The sequence below is a fragment of the Kitasatospora sp. NPDC114501 genome (genome assembly GCF_055633695.1).
This window is the reverse complement of record NZ_JBVKDS010000016.1, coordinates 108,454-123,421: the sequence shown is the minus strand read 5'-3', so window position 1 is coordinate 123,421 and position 14,968 is coordinate 108,454. Positions and strand designations below refer to the sequence as shown.

Sequence of the window (14,968 nt, the reverse complement as noted above, 5' to 3'; positions counted from 1 at the left end):
CGGCGGGGTCAATGGCAGTTCGGGGGCGTGCAACGGCGGGGAGTGGGCTCGGAGGGGCTGACAAGGGCGCTGGAGCCGAGGCCGCGGTGCCGTTTCGAGCCCTGAGCGCCCTCGGTGCCCGGGACCGGGCACCGGCTCGCCCGGGCGGCCGCGACGCTCACCACGGCGAAGGCCGCGGCGGCGCCGGCGGCCACCAGTGCCGTACTGGCCGTTCTGTCGGTCATGGGGTTCCTCCACGGGGTTCCGCAGGCGGGTCCGCTCCGACCCGCACCTCCATGCCACCGCCGGTCCCGCCCCAACCGCATGGGGCCACGGTCCCGTCCCGGTCCCGTCGTGCGGGTGGGGTCGCCACGCGGGTCCGGTGGGCCGCGGCGACGCCCGGAAGACCGCGGGAACGGGTTCGTTCACTAACATCGACAGTAGCCCCCGGCTGTGTCGGGGCTTCAGGGAATCGTGCCGGAGGAAATGCCCCACCATTCGCGCGACCGGGATCTCCCGGAGAGCCGCGGGCGCGCGGGTGGAGCCACGGGACCGGGGAAAGGCGACTGAAGAAGGTGCGCGACCATGACCGCTGAGACGGACGCCGGGCACGGAACGGTGACGGGCGCCCCGCTGCGCCGGCGCGGCGAGGCGCTGGAGAGCGCCATCTACGAGGCGGTCCTCCAGCAGCTCACCACCGACGGCTACGCCCGGCTGACCATGGAGGGGGTGGCCGCCGCCGCGCAGACCGGCAAGGCCGCGCTCTACCGCCGCTGGCCGTCCAAGGAGGAGCTGGTCAAGGACGCGCTGCGGGCCAGCCTGCCGCCGTCCGGCCCGGCCCCCGACACCGGCAGCCTGCGCGGCGACCTGCTGGAGGTGGTCACCAGGCTGCGCGCCGCGATGTTCAGCGAGCTCGGCGCCGCCGTGCGGGCGATCATGAGCGAACTCGACCACCAGCGGGCGCACGCCTTCGTGGAGATCGTGCTGGAACGGGTGGTCCGGCCGACGACGGCGCTGCTCGCCGAGGTGCTGGACCGCGGCACCGCGCGCGGCGAGGTCCGGCCCGGGGCGGTCACCCCGCTGGTCACCGACCTGGTGCCGGCGCTGATGCTGTACCGGATCAAGATGTGCGGCGGGGACTCGGTGCAGCTCGACCCGGCGGAGATCGTGGACGAGTTGCTGCTGCCGATCGTCCGCCCCTGACGGACGCGCCGCCGGCGGCCGGCGAATCTCCCGGTGCGGCCGTCGGCCGAAATCCCGGGGGAGTGTTCCGGACGGAATTCCCACGGGATTTCGGCGACCACGCCCCCGAGGCTCAGGCGCCGCTGTGGCGGAGCATGTCCTCGCGCTCGACGACCTTCACCCGCTCGCGCTGCTCCGCCTCGCCGAGCGCGCGCTCGTGGGCGTCCAGCAGCTGCCAGCCCGCCCAGGTGGTGAAGCGGACGCCCTGGGCGCGCAGGTGCTCCTCGACGGCCGCCGGGTCCGGCTCGGCGGCGCCGGGCAGGCGGCCGGCGGCGTGGTCGTCCAGCAGGCAGGCGACGGTCTCGTTGGCGTCGCCCTTGGTGTGGCCGATCAGGCCGACCGGGCCGCGCTTGATCCAGCCGGTGACGTACGTGGCGGTGCGGTGCGAGCCGTCGCCGTCCAGGACCCGCCCGGCCTGGTGCGGGACGGTGCCCGAGGCCGGGTCGAAGGGCAGCTTGGGCAGCTCGTCGGAGTAGTAGCCGACCGCGCGGTAGACCGACTGCACGTCCCAGTCGGTGAACCGTCCGGTGCCGCGCACGTTGCCGGTGCCGTCGAGCTCGGTGCGCTCGGTGCGCAGGCCGACCACCCGGCCGTCCTCGCCGAGCACCTCCACCGGGGACTCGAAGAAGTGCAGGTACACCCGGTGCGGGCGGTCGCCGACGTCGCGGATCGCCCAGTTCTCCAGCGTCGAGGCGACCAGGTCGACGTGCTTGACCGCGCGGCGCTCGGCGATCGAGCCCTCGTCGTACTCGATGTCCTCGGGGGCGACGATCACCTCGATGGTGGGGGAGTGGTCCAGCTCGCGCAGCTCCATCGGGCTGAACTTGGCCTGGGCGGGGCCGCGGCGGCCGAAGACGTGCACCTCGACGGCCCGGTTGCGCTTCAGACCGTCGTGGACGTTCGGCGGGATCTCGGTGGGCAGCAGCTCGTCGGCGGTCTTGGCGAGGATCCGGGCGACGTCCAGGGCGACGTTGCCGACGCCGAGGACGGCGACCTTCTCGGCCTCCAGCGGCCAGGTCCGGGGCACGTCCGGGTGGCCGTCGTACCAGGAGACGAAGTCGGCGGCGCCGTAGGAGCCGTCGAGGTGGATCCCGGGTATGTCCATGGCCCGGTCGGCCATCGCGCCGGTGGAGAAGACCACGGCGTCGTAGAAGCGGTGCAGGTCGTCCAGGGCGAGGTCGGTCGGGTAGTCGACGTTGCCGAACAGCCGGACCTGGGGCTTGTCGAGCACCTGGTGCAGGGCCGTGACGATGCCCTTGATGCGCGGGTGGTCGGGCGCGACCCCGTAGCGGATCAGGCCGAACGGGGCGGGCATCCGCTCGAACAGGTCGATCGAGACACCGGGCTCCCGGGCGGCGTCGGACTTCAGCAGGGCATCCGCGGCGTAGATGCCGGCGGGGCCGGCTCCGACGATCGCGACTCGGATCGGGCGGGGCATGACGGGGTCCTCCGGTCGGGCGCGGCGCAAAGGTGGTCTGAACCTTTGTAGCAAACCCCACGGATGACCAGGGAAGTAGGTGGGGGTGATCTATGAGGCCATAGAGACGATCTATGGCCCCTGGCCCCTCGGGCGTCTCCGGCCCCGCGACCCCTGGGGCGCCGGGGATGTGGCCGTGCGGTGGGAGGTTGTCACAGAGAGCGGCGAAGCGGCGCCGCACTCCCCTAAGGCGTGTCTGACAATTCCCGCCGGGTGCGCGACGCCGGGGCACGCACCTCGCCGCGTTGTCGTCGGTCACCAATGGCCCCCAGCCTTCGGCCGGGAGGTGCCCCCACCGCAGTGGCTCCCTCCTCCGCCTTGCGATGCACGCACCCCTACGCCGCGCCCTGATCCGACGCGAATTGTCAGACACGCCTTAGCCTTGTCCCGTCCGATTGGGGGAGGGGACTCATGCACAGCATCATCGTGGTACCGCCGGACTGTCCTGGACCGCACGGTCAGTTGAGGGCCGAGCCGGGTGAGCGCCTGGTGTTCGGACGGAGCGTGGAAGAGGTGGGGAACGGGGGGATGCGACTGGCGATCGCCCACCACGGAGTGTCCCGGATCGCGGGCGAGATCGTCGCGTACGGGACGTTCTGGACGCTGAGCAACACCAGCCGCGACCAGACCTACGTGGTGGAGAACCCGGAGAACACCGGCGAGCACATCAAGGTGGCCCCGGGGCGGCTGGAGGCGCCCGTACCGTTCGAGTTCGCCCGGATCGTCCTGCCCGCCGCAGGAGATCTCGTCGGGTTCGAGGTGTGGGCGCCCCAGCACGACTACCTGGGCGCCAACCCCTGGCTCCCGAACGGGCAGTCCACCACGCCGGCCTTCTCCCTGGACCGCACGAAACGGTACTTCCTCGTGCTCGCCGCCCTGTGCGAACCGCGGCTGCGCGGGGCGCCGGCGCACGCCCCCGTTCCCACGGCGGACGAGCTCACCGAACGACTTCGACCGGTCTGGCCCGCGGTCAGTCGTACCGCGGTGCAGTGGAACGTCGACTACCTGGCGGTCAAACTCAGGTTCAAGGCCGCACCGGACACCGGGACTCCCGGGGGCCGACGGAACGGGATCAAGGAGTCCCTGGTCGCCCTGGCCCTGCGCTTCGACCTCGTCGACCCGAACGACCTCCGCGTCCTCGACCCGTCGTTCCCGGAGGCACGGCGATGACCGGACGGCCCGTCGCCGTCGTCGTGCCCGAGGGGTACCGGGTGGGCCCCTGGACGGTGGGCCCGCTGCTGGGGTCCGGGGCCTTCGGCACCGTCTACACGGCGACCCGCGCCGACGGGGCCGCGGGGGAGCGGACCGCCGCCCTCAAGTTCCTGCCGACCGGGACGTGCACACCGCGGCAGCTCGGGCACCTGCGGGACCTCGCCGAACGCGAGGTCGAACTGCTGAGGCGGGTGCGGGCACCGAGGCTGATCAGGATGCACGCCACGCTGACCGTCGACGACCCCGCCCGGCCGGAACTCGACGGTGCCACCGTTCTGGTCCTCGAACGGGCCGAGGAGTCCCTGGAGACCCTGCTCGACCGCGGCCCGCTCGGGCCGGACGGTGCGGCCCTGCTGCTCCAGGTCTGCGAGGGCCTTCACCAGCTGCACCACGAGGGGTGGGTGCACGGCGACCTCAAACCCGGCAACGTGCTCGTGATGGGGGACGGGTCCGTGCGGCTCGCCGACTTCAACGTGGCCTCCGAACTGGACGGGACGCACGCCTACGCGCCGGCCTTCTCCACCCCCGACTACACGGCGCCGGAGCTCCTGTGGGGCGAGGTCAGCGAACGTGGCCGGCACATCCGGCCCACGGCCGACATCTGGGCCTTCGGAGTCCTCGCGCACCTCGTGCTGGCCGGGTCCCTGCCCTGGGCCGGCGGCACGCCTTCGATCCGCCGGGACGCCGCCCTGCGGTACGCGCGCGGACGGGAGGAGCTGCGGCTGTCGACCGGACTCCCGGCCGCCTGGCGCGAGCTCATCGCGGACTGCCTGGCCCCCACCCACGAGGCACGGGCCGTCCACGACGCGGCGGCCCTGCTGCCCCGCCTCCGCGGCCTGCTCGAGCCCGGGGCCGGCCAGGACGCGGGAACGGCGCCCGGCCGTCGGCCCGTGCGCCGACGCGTGCTCGTCGTCGCCGTGCCGGCCGCCCTGGCCGCCGTGGGTGCGGCCCTGTACGCCATGTCGCCGGGACCCCCCTCGGCCACCCCCGGTCCGTCGCCCGCCGCGTCGGCCGCCGTCGCCACGTCCGTCGGCTACGACCGTTGCCTCCCGGGAAGCGTCTGCTTCTTCACCGAACCCGACGGTCAGGGAAGGATGTGCGCCTGGACGGGTGACGAGGTCGACTGGCAGGCCGGCGTCACCAGCTGTAGCTGGGCAGGTCAGCAGCCGCCACGCTCGGTCTTCAACAACGGGAACGACGCCACCTCGGGCGAGACGCTCGTCGACGTCGTCTACTTCGCCGAACGCCACCTCCGGGACCGCCTGGGATGCATCCCGGTGAAGACCCGGACGAACGTGGACATGTCGTCGGCGGCACCCCGGTCGCACGTCTGGACCGAGAGCTGCTGACCACCGGCGCGCCGGCGCGGACCTGCCCGCCGACCGGCCGGTCAGCACCCTGGAAAGTCATGGGTTCCCCGGAGCACGACCGCCCGGCACGATCGGTCAGCGGCTACTCCTCCGCCAGGGGATCCGAGAGGAACCACCAGCCATCGAGCTGCGCGGTCGTCTGGCGGGAGTCCCGTTCGACCATGGCGATCCGATCGGCAACACGACGACAGACAAGGGGAGAACATGCGCACCAAGCGGGCAGTACTCGCGGCATCCAGCTGCATGCTGGCACTCGGGGGAGTGCTGACGATCGGCACCGGGCCGGCGAACGCGGCCACGTGCACCGGGGCGCAGCCGCCTGTCCAGATCTCGGGAGGCAAGTCCTCGTACTCGGTGGACTGCGGAGCCACGACCACCCACGTGTCGGGCTGGCTCGAGGACACCTCCGCCGACGGGAAGTGTGTGCAGGTCAAGATCTGGTGGCCCGACCACCAGATCTACACCTACACCGACAAGGCCTGCGGCAAGGGCACCCGCAAGTACTTCGACCACAACGGCCGTTCGAACCCGACACCGCCGAAGGTCTACACCTACACCATCGGCTAGGGGGCCCGAACTTCCCCGGGTGGGGATGGTGTCCGAGTACTCCGATGCCATCCCCATCGCAGCACCCCGCCGCAGCACCCCACCCGTACCGGAGGACCGTCCCGCCGTCGGCCTTCCGCAGCGAGCTTCAGGCGGCCGTCACGGACTGGGGGAAGGCGAAGACCCCGTCCGGGTCGTAGCGCTGGGCCACCTCCTTCAACCGCGGCAGGTTCCCGCCGTAGTAGGCGCGGCCCCAGTCGGGCAGCGTGCCGTCGATGTAGTTGACGTAGGCGCCGCGCGCGCCGAGAGCGGCCAGCCCGTCGCGGATCCTGTTAACGGTGGTCCGGACCCGGTCCTCGCTGATCGACGTGGCGCCGGCGTAGACCTGGGCGGTGGCGAGCGAGGCGCGGTGGGGGAAGGCGGTGGCGCCGGGGGCGAGTTCACCGACGGCGCCGCCCAGGGAGTCGAGCAGCAGGTCGACGCCGGAGCGGCCGGTCATCAGCGCCGTGACCCCCGCCGGGTCGAGCGGCGCCGGTCCCAGCACCCGGGAGACCGCGACGAAGCCGGCCCGGGGCAGGATGCCGCCCTCCCAGGTGGGGTGGCACTGGGCGATGGTGTCGTTCGAGCAGCCCGCCATGAACTTCATGGCGCCGAGGTAGTCCCTGGGAGAGACGGTGCGCGAGGTCGGGGTGGTGCCGGCCGCCGTCACCAGGCGGTCGAGCAGGGGGTTCGCGCCGCTGGGGTCGCCCACGTAGCAGCCGACGATCCGGCAGCCGGGCGGCGTGCCGCCGGAGATCTGGCAGCTGGCCCAGAGCTCGTACGGGGCCCCGGCGACCCACTGCTGCCAGGCCCCCAGCACCTGGGTCACCGAGCCGGCCGGGAAGGCGAGCACGAAGACGGTCAGGCCGGGCGCGGGGGCGGTGGCGAAGCCGAACCGGGTGACGACGCCGAAGTTGCCTCCGCCGCCGCCGCGCAGCGCCCAGAACAGGTCGGGCTCCGTGCCGGGCGAGGCGGTGAGCAGGCGCGAGTCGGCGGTGACCACGTCGGCCGAGGCCAGCCGGTCGCAGGTGAGCCCGTACTTGCGGGTCAGTACGCCGAGTCCGCCGCCCAGGGTCAGGCCGCTGACCCCGACGGTCGGGCAGCTGCCGCCCGGGAGCAGCCGGCCGGCCTCGGCGAGCGCCGCGTACACCTCGATCAGGCGGGCGCCGGCGCCGATCTCGGCGGTGCCGTCGGGGTGCACCCGGACGTCGGCCATCCGGCGCAGGTCGATCACCAGGCCCCGGGCGGGGATGCTGTACCCGAGGTAGCAGTGGCCGCCGCCGCGGGCCGCGATCGGGATCCCGTGCCCCCGGGCGACGTCCAGGCAGGCCCGTACGTCGTCGGCGGACACGCACTGCGCCACGGCGGCGGGGAGCTGGCCGTCGTTCAGCGTGTTGTAGCCGAGCCGGGCGGTCCCGTAACCGGGGTCGGCGGGGAGGACCAGCCGGGTGCCCAGGCGGTCCCGCAGCGCCTGCCAGTCGGGCGGTGCGGCCGCCCAGCCGCGGTCGCGGGGCGGGAAGGCCACGAGCGCCCGGGCGGGGGTGCCGCCGGCGGCCACCGCCGTGGCGGCGGCGCCGAGGGCGGTGAGGAAGCGTCGTCGGTTCAGGTTCATGGCGGGCCCTTCTCCGTGCGACCGGCGACCGGCGCACGGGTGCTGTCCAGCCCGATCGTCACGCCGTGACGCCGGTCGGGCCTGCGGAGCTGAGCCTTCCGGCGCAGCGGGGGCGGGGGCCGGGAGATCCAGGCCCGGGGCCGGGGCGGGTGGAGCGGCGGCCCCGGGGCGGCCGACCGCACCGACACGCACGGGCCGCGTTGTTGCTCGACTTGCCGCAGGCCGGGCGCTTGGATGGACCGGCCTGGTCAACGCCCGGAAGCGGCCCGACGGCCTCCGGCAAGCCGAGGAGTCACCACGTGCACGACACCCCCGACCCCGCCGTCGTGGCCCGCCGGATCACCGAACGGCGCGAGCAGTTGGGCCTCAGCGAGGAGGCGCTGGCCAACCGGGCCGCGATGGCCCCCCGCTACCTGCGGTGCCTGCTGGACGCCGGGCCCGCGTTCGATCCGGCGGGCTTCGTCCGGATCGCCGCCGCCCTCGACAGCACCCGCGGCGAGCTGCTGTCCGGCCGCGCCGACGCCCCGCCCGGGCAGGGCTCCCCGGGCCCGCGTCCCCGGCTGCTCGCCCTCACCGAGCAGGACTGCTGGCAGCTGGTCGGCGGCCACGGGATCGGCCGGATCGCCCTGCCGGTCGAGCCGGGGCCGGTGGTGCTGCCGGTCAACTACGTGGTGGACGAGGGCTCCTTCGCCTACCGCACCGGCGAGCACGACGCGGCCGCCCCGGAGGAGGGGGCCGCGGTCTCCTTCCAGGTCGACCACATCGACGAGTACCTCGGGCGCGGCTGGAGCGTGCTCGCCGTCGGCCCGGCGCACTACGTGGACGACCCGGCCGAGCTGGAGCGACTGGCCGGCCTGCCCGGTGCGGCGCCCTGGGCGGGCGGGAAGCGGCCGCGCTGGGTGCGGATCCGCCCGGAGGAGATCAGCGGGCGGCAGCTGGTCTCGGGGTGAGGCTCCGGTCGTCGCGCCGGGCCCGCGTCCCAGCCGTCGCGGGGTCGGCCACCCGGGCCCGGACCGACGACGGCGGCCTTGTCCCTTGTGGTTGTGGTGAGTTGGAAGACGAGCGGGCGCGAGGCCGGGGAGTGCGCCGGGTGCGGCGGGCAGCGGTGCGGCCCGTGGACGGGCCCGGCGATGACTGGTAAGCAGACCGGTGGCGGCCGAGCCGTACCGGCCGCCGTCCGGGACGTACCACCAGGGGAGCAGGGCGATGCGCAGAGTTCTGATCGTCGGAGCCGGGCAGGCGGGGCTCCAACTGGCCCTGGGGCTCCAGGCCCACGGCTACGACGTGACGGTGCTGACCGACCGCGGCCCGGAGGAGGTGCGCGGCGGGCGGGTGACGTCCAGCCAGTGCATGTTCGATTCCGCGCTGCGCACCGAGCGCGCCCTCGGCCTGGACCTGTGGGCCGACCGGGCGCCCCGGATCGAGGGCGTCGGGCTGTCGGTCGCCGGGTCGCGGGCGGAGCGGCCGATCGACTGGGTCGGGCGGCTGGACGCCTACGCGCAGTCCGTCGACCAGCGGCTGAAGATGTCCGCCTGGCTGGAGCTGTTCGCCGAACGCGGCGGCCGGGTCGAGCTGCGCCAGGTGACGCCCGCCGACCTCCAGAACCTGGCCGGCTCGTACGACCTGGCGCTGGTCGCCTCCGGGAAGGGCTCGCTGGCCTCGCTGTTCGAGCGCGACCTCGCGCGCTCCCCGTACGAGCGGCCGCAGCGCGCGCTCGCCGCCAGCTACGTGCACGGCCTCGGGCCGCGCCCCGAGCACGACTTCCCGGCGGTGCGCTGCAACGTGGTGCCGGGCGTCGGCGAGTTCTTCGCGGTGCCGGCGCTGACCGCGACCGGGCCCTGCGACATCCTGCTCTGGGAGGCCCGGCCCGGCGGGCCGGCGGACGCCTTCGACGGGATCCGCGATCCGGCCGAACACCTGCGGGTGACACTGGAGTTGATGAGGACCTTCATCCCCTGGGAGTACGACCGCACCCGCTCCGGCGTCGAACTCACCGACGCGGGTGCCACGTTGGCCGGGCGCTTCACCCCGGTGGTCCGCCACCCGGTCGGCGAACTGCCCGGCGGCGGCGCGGTGCTGGGCGTCGCGGACGTGGTCGTCCTCAACGACCCGATCACCGGCCAGGGCTCGAACAACGCCGCCAAGTGCGCCGCCGACTACCTGGACGCGATCCTCGCCCACGGCGACCAGCCCTTCGACCGCCACTTCCAGCAGGCCGCCTTCGACCGCTTCTGGCGGACCGCGGGCCCCGCCACCACCTGGACCAACGCGATGCTCGCCCCGCCGCCCCCGCACGTCCTCCGCCTGTTCGGTGCGGGCGGCCAGGTACCGGCCGTGGCCGACCGCTTCGCCAACGGCTTCGACGACCCGGCCGACCTGGACGACTGGTTCCTCGACCCGGCCAGGGCGGCCGCCTACCTGGCGTCGGTCACGGCGGGCCGCTGAGGCCGCGACGGGTCGGCGAGGTCACGGCGACCCGCCGAGGTCACGGCATGGGGTCGGCGAGGTCACGGCAGATCACCGAAGGGTCAAACTCTCCCCAAGTCCCGTACGGCCACCCGTCGATCATGGTGGGTTCTTCTCGCCCCCTCACGGAGGGGGCCACCCGCCCCGGGGCAACGGGCCGGGGGAGCGATCCGGACAACAGGAGAAGAGCAGTGGCGGTCGACGGGGGCAACATGGCCCAAGCTGTGATCGATACGGCGTACAACGAGCGCAAACGGCTGCACACCGGCCGCAGCCGGACCGTCGCCGTGGTCTTCTTCGGCCTGCTGATCGCACTCGGCTTCTTCCTGGCACTGGTGGTCGGCAAGTCGGATCCGGACACCCCGCCGACCTGCGACGGCAAGACGATGACCCGGCACAGCGAGTGCCGGATCTGGTCGAGCCGCGGCGGCGGGGGCACCTACTCCTACGACGAGATGATCGACCGGCGGGAGTCCGGCAACGGGGTGTGGCGGATCGTCGGCTTCGGCGGCGCGGGCCTGGCCGCCGTCCTGATGGTCGTCTCCATCGCCAAGCTGAACCCGAACCGTCCCTGGGGCCAGCCGGTCGCCGCCGCCTGCCCGCGCTGCCGGGAGCTCAACCTGCGGGAGAAGCACACCACCCACAGCGTCACCCAGGGCCGTACGACCTACCGCTACAGCGGCATCGTCACCCTCTGCACCCCGGCCTGCGGCTTCTCCGCGATCCGCCAGCGCTGACCTGCGGCCGGCGCCTGTCCCAGGGAGGCCCGAATAGGTCCGGCCGCTCCCACCGACTACGCTCGGTCCCCGGCGAACAGGCGATGGGGTGGACCGAGTGGGCAGGTGGGAGCGGGCGCTGGACGCGGCCGGCGTGCGGGAGGCCGGGCTGCGGGCCGACTACGCCCGGCAGCGGCAGCAGATGGCCCGGTACCGACGGGAGGCCGCGCTCGCCACCGAGCTGCTGCTGCCCGCCCGGATGGTCCCGCACGTGATCGCCGCCGCCGCCTTCATGCACCGCACCGACACCCTCCTCGACAGCGGCCCGCCCGCCGAACGCCGGGCGGCGTCCGCCCGCTGGCAGCGGCAGGTCACCGACAGCCTCGCCACCGGCCGTACCGACGACCCCGAGCTGCGCCCCCTGCTGCACAGCATCGACGCCCACCCCGTCCTGCGGGACCGGGTGCTGGACTTCCTCGCCGCGACCGCGGCCGACCTGGACTTCACCGGGTTCGCCACCGAGGAGGACTACCAGGCCTACGTCGACGGGTACTCGCTGCCCGGCTTCATGGTGGTCGCCGGCCTGATCGGCCCGGACGGCGACCAACGCGACTACCGCGCCGCCTGCCGCACCTTCATCGACGGCAGCCAGCGGCTGGACTTCGTCAACGACCTCGCCGAGGACCTCGCCGACGGCCGGCTGACCATCCCCGCGCAGACGCTGGAGGAGCACGGCGTCACCCGCGCCGACCTGGAGCAGGGCCGCGACCTGCCCGCCGTCCGGGCGCTGCTCGCCGCCCTGCTCGACCGGGCCGACCGCGCCCTCGCGGATGGCCGGGCCGTCGTCGACCGGGTGCCGCCCGCCCACCGGCCGATGGTCCGCTGCATCGTCGGCGTGGAGGAGCTCACCAGCGCCGCCGCCCGCGCCGGGCTGGGCGCCCTGCTGCGCCGCTCGGCGAGCCCGGCCAAGCCTGCCGCGCTGCGCCTGCTGGCCCGTGAGTACCTCCGGGCCCGCCGCCTGCGCGGCTGACCTGATCGGATTGCGGCCGGCTGACCGGATCGCCGCATCCGGCCCGGATGACCGGCCCGGATGACCGGCCCGGATGTGGCGATCCCGTGTGTGCCGCCCCGGTGAGGGCGGGCGGAGCCGGCGTCCACAAACGGAACCTCCCTTTGTCGTAGGCGATCCGGCGGGTCCGTCAGCTCCCTGTCCCCGGCCGGACGGTCTGGCTAGCATGAGCCCGCTCAGCGAGAAGGACCCATCAACCCCAATCATTGGGAGGACCCCCATGAGTGCCTTGATGACCGCCATCCGCGACGCCGGCCCGCTCGAGATCGACGAGGACGCCATCGTCTTCGAGGACGCGTTCGACGCCGACCTCACCCCGGTCGCCTGCCTCGCCGACCCGTGGGTGACCTACGTCCCGACCCGCTTCCCCTGTGAGGTCGACTTCTGATCCCTACGGATCCGGACGAACTGACCACGGCGGGGCCGGGGGAGGACGGAAACCATGAGCACACCGCCCGACCCCGGCTCCGCCGCGGTCCCGGGACACGAGGAACTCCGGCGCCGGGTCGAGGAACTCGCCGCCCGGGCGCCCGGCCCGCACCGCCCGCCGCGCACCGACGGCCAGTGGTGGTACCTCCGGGATCCCCGGATGCCGGAGCTCGCCCACGGCTGGAAGCTGCACCTGTCCGCCCGCCCGGAGGGGTTCGCGGCGCTGCTGGACACGGTGCTCCCGATCCTCCTCCGCCGGGTCTGCGACGTGAAGTTCGCGGTGAGCACCGAGACGCTGTGGGAGCTCAACAGCGGCCGGCACGGCGCCGCCGCCGTGGGCAAGGCCGTCACGGTCTACCCCCGGCCGGAGGAAGTCCGCACCCTGGGGCTGGAGTTGGCGCAGGCGCTGGCCGGCCGGGAAGGCCCCGCGGTGGTCAGCGACCGCCGGGTGCGGCCGGACGCCCCGGTGCACTACCGCTACGGGCCGTTCCGCGTCACCGACGACGAGGCGCAGGCCGGCATGACCGGCCCGGACGGCTCGCTGTTCCCCGGCCTGGCCGAGGCCCGCTACCGCCGTCCGCCGTGGGCGGACGACCCGTTCGAGGCGCCCGGTGCCCCCGCCTGTCCGGCGACCACCCGGGTCGGCGCCGGCCGCTACCGGATCACCGCCGGCATCACCCGCGCGCCCAGCGGCCACGTCTACCGCGCCGTCGAACTCGCCACCGGGCGTGAGGTCGTGGTCAAACAGGCCCGGGCCTTCGTCGCCGAGGACGGCGCGGGGACCGACGCGCGCGGCCGGCTGCGGCACGAGCGGCGGGTGCTCGACGCGCTGGCCGGGGTGCCCGGCGTGCCCGCGCTGGTCGACTACTTCCGGCACGGCACCGACGAGTACCTGGTCAGCACCGCGTGCGGGGTGACCGACCTGCGCCGCGAGCTGCTCACCTCCGGACCGTACGGTGCCGGTGCCGGTGCCGCCCCGGCCTCCGGTGCCGCCCCGGCCGAGGGCGGACGGGACTGGTGGACGCTGGCGCGCCGGCTGCTGCGGGTGCTGGACTCGGTGCACGCGCGCGGCGTGGTGGTCTGCGACCTCAAGCCCGCCAACGTGGTGCTCGACCGGGACGGCCGGCCCGCGCTGGTCGACTTCGGCGTGAGCGCGCTGGCCGGCGACCGCCCGCCGGGCGCCACCGCCGGGTACGGCCTGCCGGGCGCCACCGGGCAGGACCCCACCGAGGACCTTTACGCGCTGGGCGCCACCCTTCACCACGCCCTCACCGGCCTCGACCCGGTGGTGATCGACCCGGACCCGGCGACCAACCGCGACCGCACCCTGGCCTGCCTGCGCGCCGCCCTCCCGGAGCCCGGGCACCCGGCGGCGGAGCTGGTCCGGGGCCTGCTGAGCTTCGACCCGGCGCGGCGCGCCGCCGCGGCCGCGCAGCTGCGGGACGGCACCGCGCCCGCCCGACGCGGCGCCCCCGTCGGCCGGCCCACGGGCCGGCCCGCGGAGGCGCTCGACCACACCGTCACCACCTGCGTCCGGATGGCCCGCGAGCTGGTCGGCGCCGACCCGGGCGCGGAGCGGCCCCGGACCCTGCTCTCGCTGTACGACGGCGCGGCCGGCCTCGGACTCGAACTGCTCCAGCACCCGGACCGCCCGGACGCCCGGGCCGCCGCCGCCGAGCTGGCCCGCTGGACGGCCGCCCACCCGGCCCTCGACCACCTGGACGGCTCGCTGTACCAGGGCCGTACGGGCGTCGACCTGTTCCTCGCCGAGGCGGCCGCCGCCCTCGGTACCGAGCCCCCGGCGCACCGCCGGTACCAGGGGACGGGCGTGGACCAGATCGCCGGCACCGCCGGGATCGGCACCGGACACCTGCTGCTCGCCGGCCTCGCTACGGCGGCTCCTGGGTCGGCGGTCCTCGGGCCGACAGCGCCCGGCCCGACAGCCCTCGGCCCGGCGGCCGAAGCGCACCGCGCGGCCGCCGCCGACTGCGCCGCCGAGCTGGCCGGCCGTCCGCTGGACGACCTCGGGGAGGAGCCCAACCCCGGCACCGCGGCCCTCGCGGAGGGCTTCGCGCACGGCCGCGCGGGCGTCGCCCACTTCCTGCTCGCGATGCCCGACGAGGCGTCCCTGCGCACCGCCCGGCACATCGTGGACGGGCTCGCCGCCGACCTCCCGGGCATCATGGCCGCCGCCCGCGCACCCGGCGCGACCCGCCGCTACCTCGCCTGGTGCCGGGGCCTGGCCGGGCTCGGCACCCTGCTGGTCCAGGCCGGCCGGCAGTACGGCGACGACGACCTGCTCGCCCTGGCCGCCGAGGCGGCCGGCACCTGCCGGACGATCGCGCCGAGGACCGCGCAGGTCTTCCGCTGCTGCGGCCTCGCGGGCGTCGGGGACCTCTTCGTCGACCTCGCCGTGGCCACCGGCGAGGCCCGGCACTGGGCGGCCGCCGAGGAACTGGCCGGCCTGATCCTCACCCGGGCCGGCGGCCCGCCCGCCCGGCCGCTGCTGCCCGGCCGCCGGCCGGACGCGGAGGCCCGCGCCTGGGCGGTCGGCACCCCCGGCGTCACCACCTTCCTGCGCCGCCTCGCCCGGCGCGGCGGGCCGGTCCCGGGGCAGCTGCCGCTGACCTGAGCAGCCGTACGGATCGGGCGGTGGCTCCGCCCGGCCCGGGGCCGCCCTGTACCGTGCCGCCCATTAGCGCGCCGCCCTGTAGCGCGCCGTCGGCCGAACGCGTGAGGCGCCGGAGGCACCGGAGGTGACGCCCCGCCAGGCCCGTGGTGCGGCAACAGGATGGGGTACGACCCGCGCCG

13 protein-coding genes are annotated in these 14,968 nt (G+C 74.8%); 10 read left to right on the top strand and 3 right to left on the bottom strand.

What is annotated here, in order from left to right; all coding sequences use genetic code 11:
• Nucleotides 1-8: 8 nt before the first annotated feature.
• Entirely contained in the window at nucleotides 9-224 is a 216-nt protein-coding gene (locus ACZ7RU_RS28045; protein WP_470343747.1) for a hypothetical protein, read from the bottom strand.
• 340 nt (nucleotides 225-564) lie between these two features.
• On the opposite strand from ACZ7RU_RS28045, the gene ACZ7RU_RS28040 reads away from it, so the two are divergent.
• Entirely contained in the window at nucleotides 565-1,182 is a 618-nt protein-coding gene (locus ACZ7RU_RS28040; RefSeq protein WP_470343746.1) for a TetR-like C-terminal domain-containing protein, read from the top strand.
• Nucleotides 1,183-1,294: 112 nt separating this feature from the next.
• On the opposite strand, the gene ACZ7RU_RS28035 is transcribed toward ACZ7RU_RS28040, so the two are convergent.
• Complete coding sequence (locus tag ACZ7RU_RS28035) at nucleotides 1,295-2,659, bottom strand: FAD-dependent oxidoreductase (RefSeq protein WP_470343745.1); 1,365 nt, start codon at nucleotides 2,657-2,659, stop codon at nucleotides 1,295-1,297.
• A gap of 450 nt (nucleotides 2,660-3,109) precedes the next feature.
• Between ACZ7RU_RS28035 and ACZ7RU_RS28030 the strand changes: the two genes are divergently transcribed.
• The 3 genes from ACZ7RU_RS28030 (at nucleotide 3,110) to ACZ7RU_RS28020 (ending at nucleotide 5,847) form a co-directional block, all read left to right on the top strand.
• Nucleotides 3,110-3,868, top strand: coding sequence for an FHA domain-containing protein (locus tag ACZ7RU_RS28030; protein WP_470343744.1), 759 nt, complete (start codon nucleotides 3,110-3,112; stop codon nucleotides 3,866-3,868).
• Complete coding sequence (locus tag ACZ7RU_RS28025) at nucleotides 3,865-5,259, top strand: serine/threonine-protein kinase (RefSeq protein ID WP_470343743.1); 1,395 nt, start codon at nucleotides 3,865-3,867, stop codon at nucleotides 5,257-5,259. Before ACZ7RU_RS28030 ends, ACZ7RU_RS28025 begins: the two co-directional genes overlap by 4 nt.
• 225 nt (nucleotides 5,260-5,484) lie before the next feature.
• Nucleotides 5,485-5,847, top strand: coding sequence for a hypothetical protein (locus ACZ7RU_RS28020; RefSeq protein ID WP_470343742.1), 363 nt, complete (start codon nucleotides 5,485-5,487; stop codon nucleotides 5,845-5,847).
• Nucleotides 5,848-5,974: 127 nt separating this feature from the next.
• Here the strand turns inward: ACZ7RU_RS28020 and ACZ7RU_RS28015 are convergent, their stop codons facing one another.
• Nucleotides 5,975-7,477: an FAD-binding oxidoreductase gene (locus ACZ7RU_RS28015; protein WP_470343741.1), complete on the bottom strand. Its 1,503-nt coding sequence runs from the start codon at nucleotides 7,475-7,477 to the stop codon at nucleotides 5,975-5,977.
• 299 nt (nucleotides 7,478-7,776) lie between these two features.
• Here ACZ7RU_RS28015 and ACZ7RU_RS28010 point away from each other — a divergent pair, with 299 nt between their 5' ends.
• The 6 genes from ACZ7RU_RS28010 (at nucleotide 7,777) to lanL (ending at nucleotide 14,789) form a co-directional block, all read left to right on the top strand.
• Entirely contained in the window at nucleotides 7,777-8,427 is a 651-nt protein-coding gene (locus ACZ7RU_RS28010) for a pyridoxamine 5'-phosphate oxidase family protein (RefSeq protein ID WP_470343740.1), read from the top strand.
• A 256-nt stretch (nucleotides 8,428-8,683) separates the two neighbouring features.
• Nucleotides 8,684-9,922: a styrene monooxygenase/indole monooxygenase family protein gene (locus tag ACZ7RU_RS28005; protein ID WP_470343739.1), complete on the top strand. Its 1,239-nt coding sequence runs from the start codon at nucleotides 8,684-8,686 to the stop codon at nucleotides 9,920-9,922.
• A gap of 212 nt (nucleotides 9,923-10,134) precedes the next feature.
• Nucleotides 10,135-10,680: a hypothetical protein gene (locus ACZ7RU_RS28000; protein ID WP_470343738.1), complete on the top strand. Its 546-nt coding sequence runs from the start codon at nucleotides 10,135-10,137 to the stop codon at nucleotides 10,678-10,680.
• Nucleotides 10,681-10,777: 97 nt separating this feature from the next.
• Nucleotides 10,778-11,689, top strand: a complete 912-nt coding sequence (locus ACZ7RU_RS27995; RefSeq protein ID WP_470343737.1) for a phytoene/squalene synthase family protein — start codon at nucleotides 10,778-10,780, stop codon at nucleotides 11,687-11,689.
• A gap of 259 nt (nucleotides 11,690-11,948) precedes the next feature.
• Nucleotides 11,949-12,116, top strand: coding sequence for an SflA family class IV lanthipeptide (locus ACZ7RU_RS27990; RefSeq protein WP_470343736.1), 168 nt, complete (start codon nucleotides 11,949-11,951; stop codon nucleotides 12,114-12,116).
• Nucleotides 12,117-12,170: 54 nt separating this feature from the next.
• Entirely contained in the window at nucleotides 12,171-14,789 is a 2,619-nt protein-coding gene (lanL, locus tag ACZ7RU_RS27985; protein ID WP_470343735.1) for a class IV lanthionine synthetase LanL, read from the top strand.
• Nucleotides 14,790-14,968: the final 179 nt, after the last annotated feature.

What these genes read in the sequence shown, in the direction of transcription:
- ACZ7RU_RS28035 (WP_470343745.1), bottom strand. Translation starts at nt 2,659, where the DNA reads ATGCCCCGCCCGATCCGAGTCGCGATCGTCGGAGCCGGCCCCGCCGGC.
- ACZ7RU_RS28005 (WP_470343739.1), top strand. Translation starts at nt 8,684, where the DNA reads ATGCGCAGAGTTCTGATCGTCGGAGCCGGGCAGGCGGGGCTCCAACTG.
- ACZ7RU_RS28030 (WP_470343744.1), top strand. Translation starts at nt 3,110, where the DNA reads ATGCACAGCATCATCGTGGTACCGCCGGACTGTCCTGGACCGCACGGT.
- lanL (WP_470343735.1), top strand. Translation starts at nt 12,171, where the DNA reads ATGAGCACACCGCCCGACCCCGGCTCCGCCGCGGTCCCGGGACACGAG.
- ACZ7RU_RS28015 (WP_470343741.1), bottom strand. Translation starts at nt 7,477, where the DNA reads ATGAACCTGAACCGACGACGCTTCCTCACCGCCCTCGGCGCCGCCGCC.
- ACZ7RU_RS28025 (WP_470343743.1), top strand. Translation starts at nt 3,865, where the DNA reads ATGACCGGACGGCCCGTCGCCGTCGTCGTGCCCGAGGGGTACCGGGTG.
- ACZ7RU_RS28040 (WP_470343746.1), top strand. Translation starts at nt 565, where the DNA reads ATGACCGCTGAGACGGACGCCGGGCACGGAACGGTGACGGGCGCCCCG.
- ACZ7RU_RS28020 (WP_470343742.1), top strand. Translation starts at nt 5,485, where the DNA reads ATGCGCACCAAGCGGGCAGTACTCGCGGCATCCAGCTGCATGCTGGCA.
- ACZ7RU_RS27990 (WP_470343736.1), top strand. Translation starts at nt 11,949, where the DNA reads ATGAGTGCCTTGATGACCGCCATCCGCGACGCCGGCCCGCTCGAGATC.
- ACZ7RU_RS28045 (WP_470343747.1), bottom strand. Translation starts at nt 224, where the DNA reads ATGACCGACAGAACGGCCAGTACGGCACTGGTGGCCGCCGGCGCCGCC.